Source organism: Thalassotalea ganghwensis (assembly GCF_053485795.1).
In genome coordinates this window covers 61,451-75,415 of record NZ_JBQRUM010000005.1, presented here as the reverse complement: position 1 = coordinate 75,415, position 13,965 = coordinate 61,451, and the positions used below count along the sequence as shown (strand labels likewise).

Here is a 13,965-nt window from a genome sequence, read left to right as displayed (position 1 = left end):
TTATATACCGAATAATTTTTCTAACCAATTTTTAACTTTTTTGGTAGTCGAAACTTGCTCACTGCAATCATATTGCAATTTTACCCCTGCACTAATGGCGGGCAACTTGATGGTATTAGGGCACGATTGCGCCACCGCATAACTGGTTTTTTGTTCAAATTCAGTAAGTTTCACTCCTTCAGGGAGCGTTAATGATAAATCTTGAACGCCATAGCGGTTGATAAAATCAGCGAATAATACCAAAGCACCACTACTACCGGTTAAGTGAGTGGCTTTATTTTCATCATTACCGATCCATGTTGTCACCAAGGTTTGCTGATCATAGCCAACGAACCATGAGTCTCGCTGATCATTGGTTGTTCCCGTTTTACCTGCAAGTGCTTTGTTCTTTACTCTCCAAGTCAATGACCGAGCAGTCCCTTCGGTAGTGACTTTATTTAGCGCATAATTGATAAGGTAGCTCGCTTGAGTTGAAAAGTACTGTGCTTCTATTGGCTGAAACTGCCAAATAGTTTCACCTTGAGCAGAGATGATTTTATCAATTGCATGCGCTTGAATATTAAACCCGTTTCTCGCGATCGGAAGGTAAAACTGATTGACTTGAAAAGGCGATAAATTTAACGCACCTAAGAGCATAGACGGGCGAATGGTAATATCATTGGGGTAGCCCAGTAAATGGACAACATCGGCAACATTATCAAGCCCAAGTGCCATACCTAGGTTGACCGATGGAATATTAAGTGAGTGAACCAGGCTCTCTAACAAAGTCGCAGACTGTTGATACTTACCATTGTAATTTTTAGGCTGCCAACTATCTTCTCCTTCTACGGCAATCGTTAACGGTTTGTCATCCAATTGAGTCGCTAAATTATATTCTTGATATCGCTCTAATGCCGCAAGGTACAGTGCAGGTTTAATTAAAGAGCCTATCGGGCGAGTCGCATTTAATGCTCTGTTAAAGCCGGCAAAACCCGACTCTTTCGCCCCAACAACGGCTAAAACGCCCCCGGAATCAAGCTCTGTCACTACCATTGCAACTTCTAGTTCAGCTTGTCCTTGCTGCTCTAATTCGTTTAACTTTTCTTGAACGCTTTGTTCAGCTAGATACTGGGCATGGTGAGAAAATGTGGTAAACACCCGAATACCAGCCTGTTGATCACCTTGCGAGAGAATCTTTGAAAGCTCTTGCTGCACGAGTTGCATATAAGCAGGATATTTATGCTTAGCTTTGTTAAAGCGGCGCTGTTTACGCACTGCCAATGGCTGCTTAACTTCAGTTAGGTACTCTGCTTTAGTCAAATATTCTTGTTCAAACATTAACCGTAAAATTAAATCTCGACGTTCTTTAGTTCGCGCCTGATAACGCCAAGGATCATAATAACTTGGCCCTTTGATCACTGCGACTAACGTCGCCATTTGCCCAAAACTTAATTGTGCCAAAGAACGTCCAAAATAAAACTCAGCAGCCAAACCGAATCCATATATACCGTTTGCGTAGTGTTGGCCTAGGTAAACCTCATTGATATAGGCCTCTAACAACTGGTCTTTGCTGTAGTGATATTCCAGTAATAACGCCATGATCGCTTCATTGGCCTTTCTTACCAGAGATTTTTCCCTAGAAAGATACATATTTTTGACCAACTGTTGGGTTAACGTGCTGCCCCCTTGGACGGTGCGACCTGCTCTTATGTTTTGATATAGTGCTCTTAAGATACCTAACGGTGATACCCCGGCATGATGATAAAAATTTCGATCTTCAACCAGTAAAAGCGTATCGAGTAATAATTCAGGTACTGATTGCAGCGGCACCAGCACACGATCTTCTTTATTTTCCGGAATAATACGATCGAGTAATATCGGCTCTAGCGCTACTTGATGCACTTCTTGGTCATCCTTGAAGACTGAGCGCACTTGGTTCTTGTGATAATTAATCGTTAAAACACTGGCATAACTAATCCCCTCACCAAAATCAAACGCCCGTCGATATATGATTAGACGCTTACTCGATAACGCATATTCACCGGGTTTTTCTGGGTGTTTAACTCTCAGATAACCATTGAGGTTTAGTTGATGTTTGAGTGATTCAATGTTTATTTTGCTACCAGCAGAAAATTGCTCTACTTGGCCAAAGACTTGTACCGGTATTTGCCAACGTTGTCCTTCAAACTTTGCCACCACTTTGCTATCTAGATATAGCGTATAGGCGGCTATTAGCACGCTAGTTACTAAAAAGACCTTAATAAATAAGATAAAAAGCTTTCGCTTTTTTGATGGTGCCTTTGAAGTAGTGCTAGTTTCTAGAGCTTGTTTGCTCGAGTTAGTTTTTGTTTTCTTAGTCATATTATGATGATGTTAAAAATCGCTTTGTTTTATTGGTTGCAACAGCTGTTCCAGGGTCGTCTGGCCAATAGTGTTTCGGGTATTTAGATTTCATTTCTTTTTGCACATGACGATAGCTGTCTTGCCAAAAAGAACTCAGGTTTTGGGTTACTTGTATCGGTCGCTGCGCAGGCGATAAAATTTCTAATACTAACGGTTGAGGATTACTCGCAGAACCAATATAAGGGCCTTGTTGCATGCCATATAATTCTTGCATCGGTAGAGACACAATAGGATCTTGATCTGCTTGATAGCGAATAATACACTTTCTACCGGTCTGACCTAGATAGTGAGTGGGCGCTAACTTCGCTAAACCTTGCTGTTGTTGATAATCTAGCATCGATAACAACTGTTCACTTAAATTGAGCTTATCCAAGGCTTTTTTGGTCGTTATATCACTGACAAATGGTGAGAACCATAACGACATTGACGCCAATAACGCTGATTCAGAAATATCTGGTAACTTTAACGATGGTTGGTGATTAGCCAGCCAACGCCATCGATTAACAAGCTGCAGATCTTCTTTCTGCCAATTAAGCCACTCAAGTCCTTTGGCAGTTAAAAGAGCCTGCCAAAGATTTACAATATCCTCAGTAGACAATGACAATGCTTGTTTTAATTCTTTGGTGGTAATTGCACCAATTTGGTATTGTGTTTTAGCGACTATGGCTTCGCTTTGCTGATCGTATTGACAAATAGTCTCAGCCGTTTCTTCTATTAAATGCCATTTTTTAAGTAAGTTAATATCAACGGATGCAGCTAATTTGATCATTAATCGTGATTGAGTGCTTTGCAACTGGGCAACGGCAATAAAATCATGCGAAGCTAACGATTCAGCAGGTTCAAGACTCAAACCTTTACCATTGACGGCAATAAACTCGCCATGTTTAGCTCGCGCTTTCGCGAGTCTCTCTGGGTAAGCAATGGTTAGCAGTGCTCCACAATACTCAAATGGTAGAAGCTTAGTACCGGTATCATTAATGACATTTTGTAGCCTCTTCAACTGACTTTTCAAGCGCTTGTTATTATCAAATACTTGCTGCTCAACTAAAAACTCAAGCTGTAATTGTAAATTGCTTTGTCCTTGCCAACGTTGCAACTGCTCTTTGTTTTCAAGTAGCGTTGTTATATAGCAAGCTAACTGTGCTAATCCTTGACAATTAAACTGTTGCTCTAGCCTCACAGCACGAATAATCATATGCGCAAATCTAGGATGACAAGACAGTTTACCCACCTGCTGGCCATGGGCCGATAATCGCCCTTTTTCATCGATAATGCCAAGGGCTGCCAGTGTTTTCCAACCACTTTCTTCAATTGTAGCACTCGGAAAATCAAGTAACGGAAGCTGAGTCAAACTCGTGCACCCCCAGCGAGCTGCTTCTATTAACGTGGGTAAGATATCTGACTGCTGAATCGCCAAAGGTGCTTGTTGTGGACGACGCTCAAAATCTTCCTCACTGAATAAACGAATACAATGCCCAGCTTTAATACGACCAGCTCGCCCAGCTCGCTGTATTGCTGATGACTTAGCTATCATTCTAAGTTGTAATTCATTGGTTAGCGATTGTTCGTTAAAGCACGCCACTTTTTCATAACCACAGTCAATAACAACGGCAACCCCTTCAATCGTCAAACTTGTTTCAGCGATATTGGTGGTCAATACGACTTTTCTTTGACCATTTTTTGGAGTGGCGATCGCGTTTTGCTGTTGCTTGAGTGTTAAAGCGCCATACAACTTATGTAGCTCAACGGCACCGTCAAAGCGATGTTCAAGCTGCTGGTATAGGTATTCAATGTCACCTGCACCAGGAAGAAAAACCAACACGGATTCTTGAAAATCAACAACCGCTTGCTCAATAACGCTTAGCGCGTGTTGTCGCCAATTTCTCGTTGGAGGAACCGGTTGATAATGATATTGAATGGGAAAACTTCTACCGGGACATTCAATTTCTATCATGTCAGGCAAATGTTTCAATAATACTGGACTTTCAATTGTTGCTGACATAATCACTAATTGCAGCGACTCATTTAGGACTTGTTGGACATCACACAACAAAGCAAAACCTAAATCCAGTTGCGTAGATCGCTCATGAAATTCATCAAGTATTACGCAAGCGACTTGCGACATTTCAGGATTGTTTTGAATAATTTGTAGTAGTATTCCTTCAGAGATCACTTCCAAGCGCGTGGTGGCGCTAACACAAGTATCATCCCTTAAGCGATAGCCAACTTGCTCACCCACGTTTTGACCTAACTGACTTGCTAAATAGTACGCCAAGCTTTTTACCGCTATTCGCCGCGGTTGTACTAAATATATTTTGCCACTGCAATACTCATCCAACAGCCAACGCGGTATTTGGGTCGACTTACCAGCCCCGGGCTCGGCACTGATCAACACTGAAGAGTGTGCACTTAACGCTTGGATGATGCTTGACTTTTGATGTTCTATAGGTAGCAACGACATAAATTGGTTAACAAAATTCCTTTGAAATAATCTAACTAAAGCTTTGTTACTTTTGTGGAAAAATAACGCCAGTTTACACGATAACAGCGTTAAATCGCAGAGAAAAATCGTGACAAGGCAGACATATGTGTTACAACTTAAAGAGTGGCAAAAATTAAAAATAGGTGATGTTCATTGAAGTATATTAACTCAATTGTTGTAGTCCTCTCTTTGCTTAGTTTTTCAGTTCTTGCCTTGTTTAATCAAAGTGACGAGGTATTCTCCCCTTATGAAGAACTTGAAAAAACCCCATTAGCCGAAAAATTTAATGCCATTCTTAAACATCCTGATTTACCACCAAAAGAACGCATTACCAAATTAAACGATCTACAAAGTATCATAAAATCTGACGATAACCCTTATTATCGCTATGCGATTTTTAAAGGGCTTTTCAGTGCTTATAGCACAATGTCAGATCATCAAGCAGCTGCTGATGTTTTAGTGGCTATGGATAATTATGGCAAACAACATAATTTACTGTGGATGCAAGCAGACGCCCAACTTTGGCAAGCGATCACCCTGGCGCGCAATAATGATTTTAACAAAGCAAAAGCAATGTTAGTCGATGTGCTTGCCATTGCCGAGCAAACCAATTATCAACGGCTTATCGGACAAGTGTATAATACCCGTGCGGTGATAAACTCCAATCAGTCGAAGCTATACCTCGCACTGCAAGATTACCTTGCAGCATTAAAAATTTTTGAAAAAACACCTGATGACCGTTTCAATGTCATTATCACCTCTAATATTTCTGTGATTTATATTCAATTGGAGGAATGGCGAAAAGCAATTCATTACAATCAAAAAGCCATCGAATTATATGAAGAAGGTCGCTTTATCGACAACAATCAATTGGCATTGTTGTATCTAAATGCTTCGACCATTAACGGACGAATCGATGATAAAAACCTCAAAGCAGATCAAGAGCGTTACTTAAAAAAAGCACAAGGCATTGCTGAAACTACGGGTAATGAACATCTTAAAATTGACATTATTTCAAATCTTGCGGCGTTGTATTTACAGCATGGTAAATATGAGGTTGCAGAAAATCAAATTAAGCAATGCTTAAATCGAGCCAATGCACTTAATTATCCCGCGACTATTGCCCGCTGTTCTTCATTACAAGGGGAATTATTGATATCCCGAGGCAAGTTTAGCGAAGCATTGGTCCTATTTTCAAAAGCTGAGCAAACCTTCAAAGAGCTTGAAATTCTAGACTCACTAGCGGAAGTTTACCGCTTCTATTCAAAAGCTTACCAAGCAATGGAAAACTACCAACAAGCACTAGAATACAACGAACAATATCATCAGTTAATTAAAGATATCCTCTACAACAAGCGTCAACAAAAGCTATTTGCCTTAGAAGAACAATATGCCGCAGAGTCTAAGCAACAAAAAATTGCTTTATTAGAGGCATCTAATGCGCTGACAAAAGCAAAATTGGTTCAACGATCACTGAGAGAAAAAATTTGGTTGATACTGATATTGTTTGGCAGCCTGATCATGGCATTTCTAATCAGACGTCATATCATTATTCAACGTTCCAATAATCGCTTGTTAAAAAAGAACAGTAAGCTGTATCAAGAGTCTCATCACGATGCACTCACTGGATTGTGTAACCGCAGATTCCTTGAGTCGTATTTAGAAGACATGAAAAACGATTTAGGCCACTATCAACAGTCATATGCTGTTGCATTAATTGATGTTGACCATTTTAAACAAGCAAACGATACCTATGGACATGAAGCTGGAGATGAAGCGTTAAAAGCACTTGCTACTACGTTAACACAAAGTGTTCGAAGTCATGACGTCGTTGTCCGCTGGGGTGGAGAAGAGTTTGTTATCATCTTTTGCTTTAAACAAGGCGATCCTTACTTAAAAGCAGCCGAGAGAATTCAGCAAAAATTTAGTCAAAGCCCAATTACCACCTCTGCAGGTCAATTAAATATCTCGTTTTCCATGGGGATAACTCCTGCTTTATCAGCAAATACACTGGTTAATCAATGGCCTAGCTTATTAGAAGCCGCAGACAAAGCGTTATATCATGCAAAGGCGTCAGGAAGGAACTGTGTTAAGCTTGCAGAGATCAAAGATGATATTTTGGCGTGAGATAATACTGTCGTCACACTAGGGTCTGTTGATCTTTGTTTAAAATTTCTGATGAGTGATAAAATGACGTTAACCAAGGCAAACACTTTAACGCTTAGTGGGCTATTCAATAAGTTTTTAACCAAGAGTAACGTCATTTTAGCCTCAGCCCCAAGACCTTAACGAAAGTGGCAATGGCTATTTTTAATACTATCGGCATTAGCATTCGCTCATTTGGAATAACCAAACGTCGCTCACGCTGTTTTGCTGATATCAAAAATTACCCATTGCAAAAAAAATAAACAAAGACCAACAGCCACCAGGCAAGAGCAAAAACCAATGACAGAATATAGACAACGAATGTTTATCGCACTTGACCTAAACGATGCAGATAAGAACGCACTCGCTTCTTGGTATAAAGCACAAGGCACACCAATTGGCCGAGCGGTTCCTGATGAAAATTACCATATCACCTTAGCGTTTCTAGGCAGTATCGATAAACTACAGGAAAGCAAGATAACCCAATTTATCGATAGTTATCTTAGCGTCAACCATTTGCCAATCGCCCCCCATCTTTTGTTAGGAAAACTGTCACTATTTGTTAAGCCACAAGTAGCTTATTTTCCCATTGAAAATTTACCCGCTTCATTGAGTAAACTTGCACAAGCTTTAAGCCAATATGCAACATCGATAGGCTTGTTTCAGGAGCAAAGGGCGTATTGTCCGCACATCACCGTCGCCAGAAAGGTAAAATCTGTTGCTGCGATGACATTACCCAATTTCGCCATTAGTGTCTCTTCATTTAGTCTTTACCATTCTCAATCAACTACGGCAGGAGTGCACTATTCTCCAGTAAGAACCTGGCCGTTAATAAAGTGAAACATTGGTTGATTTAAAATCAAATAAGACAGCAAGACAAATAAAGCATTGATTATATTAGATTTAAAAACTTGCAAGATTACAAAAACCTGCTTACTTGGCAAATTGATAAAAACTTGATAATTGTATTTGTCCCATTGAGACAAGGAAAAGACAATGAAACTTTCAGAGCAAGGTGAATACACCATTGAACAACAAGGAAATATTTTACTGGTCGATGCTCGCGGCCCTTTTTCAATAGAGGTCACCGAAAAGTATTCTCAAGACATGCATCGAGCTTGTGAACTTTTTGATTGTCAACCTTGGGGATTACTTGCCACGTTTTATGGCAACAGTGTTTTTACGCCGGATGCAGAGCAAGCCCTCATAGAGCTTACTAAGTTTCGCGTAAAACGCGGTATGATTGCAAATGCCAGTGTTATTCTCAATAGTAACTCTGGAGATATCCAACAAATGCAGCTGCGTCGCATCTACCAAACATGCCAATTAACTTTTCACGTTTTTGCTGATATTTCGAGTGCCAAGCTATGGCTAGACGACTTCGTTGCAGTAAAACGAAGCCGCTTTACCAATACGGCGAGTTAAATGGTGGTAGATTAATGCGTTAATAACCGCGCAATAGTAGCAATACTTAAGCCAGTAGCTCCAGCCGCCCACAAGTCATTAGCGGTGCCATTGTATGCTGCCGCCAAATCGAAATGTAACCAGCCTTTTTCATTAACAAATCGAGATAAAAAGCCAGCCGCGTTGCTTGCACCACCAGGACCACCGCCAGGTATCGGTCTGCTATTAGCCGTTTTGGCAAATGAAGACGGACATTTTTCTTGATGCCAGGTTTCTAAAGGCAGTTGCCAAATAGGTTCTTTGACATCAGCTGCAGCTTTTTTTGCTTGCTCAGCGGCTTGCTCATCTAACGAGAACAACGCAGTATAATCGCCGCCGGTTGCAAGCACTGCCGCACCTGTTAAGGTTGCGGCATTGATGACCATTTGAGGTTGATGCTTACTTGCTTTTAATAGACCATCAGCAAGTACCAATCTACCCTCGGCATCGGTATTAGCAACTTCACAGGTAACACCATTTTTATAAGTTATGATATCGCCTAACTTATAGGCATGATGACTAACCATATTCTCAGCACAACATAATATGAGTTTTACGCGCTTATCTAAACCTTGTCTTATCGCTAACCCAAGAGCACCAGCAACAACAGCAGCCCCGCCCATATCACACTTCATATCAAACATACCGACACTCGGTTTAAGGCTATAGCCACCGCTATCAAACGTAATACCTTTACCGACGAGGCACGTGCTGACTGGAGCCTGATCATCTGAGCTTGGGTTATAATCTATTTCAATAAGGCAAGGAGGGTTTACACTACCTTTACCAACGTTATGGATACCAACCCAGCCCTGCTCAAGTAGCTCATCGCCAACGATTAGTTGGCTTGAGATATGTGCAGGAGCCTGTGCACTTAAATAATCTCGCGCTGCCTCGGCAAGTTTAAGCGGGGTGAGTTGTGAAGGTGTTTGATTAGTTAAATCTCTCGCCCAACTGTACACCGCGAGTTTGTCGTTAAGTTCATTGACGACTTCTGATGTGCCATTGAACTCGACGCTCGTCAGTTTATCAACACAGGTAAACCCAAGAGCAAACGCCCATTGCGCGTCTTTATCCCAATGCTCCCCTTGCAAACGAGCATGGTTTACGCCTATTTTTTCAATACGGCGAGCAGCTTTTTGAATTTGTCGAAGCGGCCATGATTGCTCATTGTCGAGATAAATATAGATTTCATCATTTGAAAACTGAACAAGATTGTCACCTTGCCATGTTGAAGCAACTTTTTCATATGAAAGGTAAATATCAGTAACTGATGACATGAAGATTCCTTAAGGTTATGTAGCTTAATCTCAACTCACTAGAAAACGCATTTTAATCAATAATTGCATTTCCATAAGTTATTTCTTTAACCATACTGCGCCACAGTTATATTTTCAATGGAGATAACGATAATTCGAAATTAGGACGTGTTGATCTTTCACAGTGAAGTGTTGTTTAAAAATAAGTATTTAAATCTCAGCATATGTAATACGCCTAGAGGCTCAGTGGTGAACAAATAACAACGAGTAAAATGTAGTTAAGTGAGTCCAAAAGACAGCATTGAAATAGTATTCCCCCTAGGTTTTACTCCTGCGCATTGATTCAAGTATGATAACTTGCAAAATCAACCACAAAGGATAGCCCGTGAGTCTGACGCTATCATTAGAGAAAGCGACGCTTATCAAACGTTACAAACGTTTTTTGGCCGATGTCACATTAACTAACCATCAACAAACGACCATCCATTGCGCTAATACAGGTGCGATGACAGGTTGCGCCCAGCCTGGTGATACCATTTGGTATTCAACGTCAACAAATACTAAACGAAAATATCCGTACAGTTGGGAGCTCACCCAAACCACTCAAAACCATTTTATCTGTGTCAACACACACCGTGCTAACCAACTGGTTGAAAACGCATTAGTTACACAACAACTTCCGCCATTTAAAGGTCACCAAGCACTTGAACGCGAGGTAAAATATGGACAAGAAAACAGTAAAATCGATTTCAAGTTAATCGATAAACAAGGGCAAGAGACCTATATAGAGGTTAAAAGTGTCACCTTGTTAACACAGAACCAAGGTTATTTTCCTGATGCGGTTACCACAAGAGGTCAAAAGCATTTACGAGAATTAATTGAAATGAAGCAGCATGGTCACCGAGCCTGCTTACTTTTTGCGGTTATGCATTCTGGGATCGATTCAGTCCGGCCAGCCAAGCATATTGATCCAGCCTACTCCGAATTGCTGTCTTTAGCCTATCAACAAGGGGTTGAACTTTATGCCTATCAATGTTCTTTTAACGAAATAAAAGACGGTTTTTCACTAAACATTGATAAAGCACTTGAGGTGATTTTACCCACAAATTCTAGGCTTGAGGGCAGATAAAGATTGACGTCACCTATAAAAACTTGCTAAAAGAGCAAACTTGCAGATAAATACTTTTGATTTCAGAAAAACGCTTTCTTATTAACTTATTGATTAGATTGAAAAAGAAATTAAATATTAAGAATATCCTTGATTTTTATTTACTGTAACACAATATAGTTCTGATATTTTTGGTCTATTAAGATAATTGGCACATGCAATCAACAAGTGTAATCCACTTCATTGATCGAGTAAGTTTGTAGGAGAATGAGCATGCCAGACAAAAAAGCATTGGGTATTTTGGCGTTAGCTGGTGTCGAACCATACCAAGAGCAGCCTAACGAAGAATACATGAACGACAAGCAGCTTGAGCACTTCAAGAAAATTCTTGAAGCTTGGCGAACTCAGCTACGTGAAGAAGTAGACCGCACAGTGACACACATGAAAGATGAAGCGGCAAACTTTCCTGATCCTGTTGACCGTGCAGCGCAAGAAGAAGAGTTTAGTTTAGAATTACGTACGCGTGATCGCGAGCGTAAGTTAATCAAGAAGATCGAGAAAACACTTCAGCTAATTGAAGATGACGATTTTGGCTTTTGTAATTCGTGTGGTATCGAGATTGGTATCCGCCGTTTAGAGGCACGTCCAACTGCAGATTTATGCATTGAATGTAAAACATTAGCTGAAATAAAAGAACGACAAATGGCTGGCTAATATCGGTTTTAAATGAACGAAGCCGATAAAAATAGCGCTCAGCGACCTTATCGAGGTCGCTTTGCCCCTTCACCGTCAGGGTTGCTTCACTTTGGCTCCCTCATTACTGCCCTTGCGAGTTTTCTTGACGCCAAAGCCAACAATGGTAAATGGTTGGTTCGAATTGAAGACATCGATCCCCCAAGAGAACAACCTGGGGCTAGCAAAGAAATCTTAGCAACACTCGAAGCATACGGTTTAGCTTGGGATGAAACGGTATTTTATCAAAGCCAACAAAGTGAACGATATCGTGCACTTTTGCACCGGATATTAAAGAGCCATCACGCGTATTATTGCCAATGCACTCGAGCTGAAATAAAAGCAATGGGTGGAATATATCAACAAATTTGTCGCCACCAGCTTCGCTCTTCTCATCATGCAGCGATTCGCTTAATCAACGACCATGGTATCAGTCAATTTGACGATATTTTTCAGGGACATGTTTCCATCGACGATGCTTTTGCCAACGAAGATTTTATCATTCACCGTAAAGACGGTTTGTTTGCTTACCAACTCGCCGTTGTTGCAGATGATATTTATCAAAATATAACCCATGTGATTAGGGGCTCTGATCTGCTAGCGCCAACGGTTAGACAACTGACCTTATTCAATATGCTAGGTGCGCCCTCTCCACAATATGGTCATATACCGCTTGCCGTTACACCTCAGGGATATAAGCTCAGTAAACAAAACAAAGCACCTGCCATCGACAACCAACGGCCGCAAGCCGCTTTAATCGCCGCATTAGATTATCTAGGACAGCAGCCGGAGCAATCAATGAAGGAAGAACCAGTATACGCAATTATTCAGTGGGCTATTAATAACTGGTCGCGCAGCAAGGTACCCAATAAGCCAGAAATCACCATAGAATAATTTTCGCTACTGGTGGTTTTTCATTCTCTTTTTCCCTCAACTAGTATATGATTGCGCGGCAATTTCTGATGTATGTTTAAAGGACAGAGCTATTAAAAAAGTCATCAATTTGTGTAAGAAAGTTTTTAGTAAAAAACCTGCAAATAAGGCAACACCCTCAAAATTAGATTCTCCCGCTCAGGTGCTTAGTCGTGACCAACATCCTGTTTCACGAAAGCTTATCAGTGCTAATGCACTTAAAGTATTGTATCGCCTTAATAATGCTGGTTTTGATGCCTATCTTGTTGGCGGTGGTGTACGCGATATACTGCTAGGCTTAACGCCTAAAGATTTTGATATTGCTACCATCGCGACCCCTGAAGAAATTAAAGGTTTGTTTCGCAACTGTCGATTAATTGGTCGTCGCTTTCGTTTAGCGCATATCGTCTTTGGCAGAGATGTCATTGAAGTTGCGACTTTTCGAGGTCATCATGACAATGCCAGTAAAAAGCAGCAACAGTGTCAAAAAACATCAAAACAAAGTGAACATGGCATGTTATTGCGTGACAATATATACGGCAGTATTGAAGAAGATGCTGAGCGTCGCGATTTTACTATCAATGCACTTTACTACAGTGCAAAAGATTTCACCGTTCATGATTTTGCCAATGGCATTAAAGATATCCAACAGCGAAAAATTCGCTTAATTGGCGATCCCGAGACCCGTTACCGAGAAGATCCGGTCAGAATGCTTCGCGCTATTCGTTTTTCAACAAAGCTCGACATGAACATTGACAAGGCGACGGAGCAACCGATTAAATCGTTAGCACCACTACTTGCTAACATTCCCCCAGCAAGAATGTTTGAAGAATTTAATAAACTGTTCTTATCCGGTAAAGCCTCGCAAAATTTTGAGCTACTGAGACATTACGGTTTATTTACCTATTTTTTCCCGATCGTAGAACAAACACTCAGTACCGAACAATGTTTATATACCGGTAAGTTTATCAGTGTTGCACTGCAAAATACTGATAATCGAATTAATGATGGCAAACGTGTAACGCCAGCATTCTTATTTGCGGCTATGCTCTGGTATCCACTGCAACAGAAAATAGCACAATTAAAAGCGACGACTGATCTAACGCCACAAGATGCTTTCTTTGCCGCCTATCATGAGATAATGTCAGAGCAGCAGCGCAGCATTGCAATTCCTAAACGCTTTCAAGCGGTCATGAAAGATATCTGGATTTTACAAGACAAACTAAATCGCCGTGAAGGTAAAAAAGCGTTCAAGACCCTTGAACATGTTAAGTTTAGAGCAGCCTATGATTTTCTGTTGTTACGCGCTGGTGTTGAAGGCAACAACAATCAAACCGAGTTAGAGTTACTCGCGCAATGGTGGACAGATTTTCAAAACTGTAGTTACGATACCCAGCAGCAAATGATCAAAGCCATTGGCCAAAAAACATCTGCTCGTCGCCGTCCTCGTAAACGTCGTAAACCGCAAAGTAAACCAAAAACAAGTTAGCAAGGGTTACCAC

10 protein-coding genes are annotated in these 13,965 nt (G+C 40.8%); 7 read left to right on the top strand and 3 right to left on the bottom strand.

Annotation, left to right across the window (positions count from 1 at the left end; translation table 11 throughout):
* Complete coding sequence (gene mrcB, locus ACSLUH_RS06710; RefSeq protein ID WP_448565531.1) at positions 1–2,340, bottom strand: penicillin-binding protein 1B; 2,340 nt, start codon at positions 2,338–2,340, stop codon at positions 1–3.
* A 1-nt stretch (position 2,341) separates the two neighbouring features.
* Entirely contained in the window at positions 2,342–4,843 is a 2,502-nt protein-coding gene (hrpB, locus tag ACSLUH_RS06705; RefSeq protein ID WP_448565530.1) for an ATP-dependent helicase HrpB, read from the bottom strand.
* Between the two features lie 174 nt (positions 4,844–5,017).
* Between hrpB and ACSLUH_RS06700 the strand changes: the two genes are divergently transcribed.
* From ACSLUH_RS06700 to ACSLUH_RS06690, 3 genes are all read left to right on the top strand, one after another.
* A complete protein-coding gene (locus tag ACSLUH_RS06700) occupies positions 5,018–6,991 on the top strand; it encodes a tetratricopeptide repeat-containing diguanylate cyclase (protein WP_448565529.1) in 1,974 nt (657 codons plus the stop codon).
* A gap of 318 nt (positions 6,992–7,309) precedes the next feature.
* Positions 7,310–7,849 carry an RNA 2',3'-cyclic phosphodiesterase gene (gene thpR, locus ACSLUH_RS06695; RefSeq protein ID WP_448565528.1) on the top strand — a complete coding sequence of 180 codons (540 nt, stop codon included), beginning with the start codon at positions 7,310–7,312 and terminating at the stop codon, positions 7,847–7,849.
* Positions 7,850–8,005: 156 nt separating this feature from the next.
* The gene (locus tag ACSLUH_RS06690; protein ID WP_448565527.1) at positions 8,006–8,434 is read left to right on the top strand and encodes a hypothetical protein; all 429 of its coding nucleotides are present in this window, start codon (positions 8,006–8,008) and stop codon (positions 8,432–8,434) included.
* A gap of 11 nt (positions 8,435–8,445) precedes the next feature.
* On the opposite strand, the gene pepB is transcribed toward ACSLUH_RS06690, so the two are convergent.
* Positions 8,446–9,732 carry an aminopeptidase PepB gene (gene pepB / locus ACSLUH_RS06685; protein WP_448565526.1) on the bottom strand — a complete coding sequence of 429 codons (1,287 nt, stop codon included), beginning with the start codon at positions 9,730–9,732 and terminating at the stop codon, positions 8,446–8,448.
* Positions 9,733–10,096: 364 nt separating this feature from the next.
* Here pepB and sfsA point away from each other — a divergent pair, with 364 nt between their 5' ends.
* The 4 genes from sfsA to pcnB all read left to right on the top strand — a co-directional run bounded on the left by sfsA (position 10,097) and on the right by pcnB (position 13,952).
* Entirely contained in the window at positions 10,097–10,840 is a 744-nt protein-coding gene (gene sfsA / locus ACSLUH_RS06680) for a DNA/RNA nuclease SfsA (RefSeq protein WP_448565525.1), read from the top strand.
* 252 nt (positions 10,841–11,092) lie between these two features.
* Positions 11,093–11,533, top strand: coding sequence for an RNA polymerase-binding protein DksA (dksA, locus tag ACSLUH_RS06675; protein ID WP_448565524.1), 441 nt, complete (start codon positions 11,093–11,095; stop codon positions 11,531–11,533).
* A gap of 12 nt (positions 11,534–11,545) precedes the next feature.
* Complete coding sequence (gluQRS, locus tag ACSLUH_RS06670; RefSeq protein WP_448565523.1) at positions 11,546–12,445, top strand: tRNA glutamyl-Q(34) synthetase GluQRS; 900 nt, start codon at positions 11,546–11,548, stop codon at positions 12,443–12,445.
* A gap of 91 nt (positions 12,446–12,536) precedes the next feature.
* Positions 12,537–13,952 carry a polynucleotide adenylyltransferase PcnB gene (pcnB, locus tag ACSLUH_RS06665; protein WP_448565694.1) on the top strand — a complete coding sequence of 472 codons (1,416 nt, stop codon included), beginning with the start codon at positions 12,537–12,539 and terminating at the stop codon, positions 13,950–13,952.
* Positions 13,953–13,965 lie beyond the last annotated feature (13 nt).

What these genes read in the sequence shown, in the direction of transcription:
- mrcB (WP_448565531.1), bottom strand. Translation starts at nt 2,340, where the DNA reads ATGACTAAGAAAACAAAAACTAACTCGAGCAAACAAGCTCTAGAAACT.
- thpR (WP_448565528.1), top strand. Translation starts at nt 7,310, where the DNA reads ATGACAGAATATAGACAACGAATGTTTATCGCACTTGACCTAAACGAT.
- hrpB (WP_448565530.1), bottom strand. Translation starts at nt 4,843, where the DNA reads ATGTCGTTGCTACCTATAGAACATCAAAAGTCAAGCATCATCCAAGCG.
- gluQRS (WP_448565523.1), top strand. Translation starts at nt 11,546, where the DNA reads ATGAACGAAGCCGATAAAAATAGCGCTCAGCGACCTTATCGAGGTCGC.
- pepB (WP_448565526.1), bottom strand. Translation starts at nt 9,732, where the DNA reads ATGTCATCAGTTACTGATATTTACCTTTCATATGAAAAAGTTGCTTCA.
- ACSLUH_RS06690 (WP_448565527.1), top strand. Translation starts at nt 8,006, where the DNA reads ATGAAACTTTCAGAGCAAGGTGAATACACCATTGAACAACAAGGAAAT.
- dksA (WP_448565524.1), top strand. Translation starts at nt 11,093, where the DNA reads ATGCCAGACAAAAAAGCATTGGGTATTTTGGCGTTAGCTGGTGTCGAA.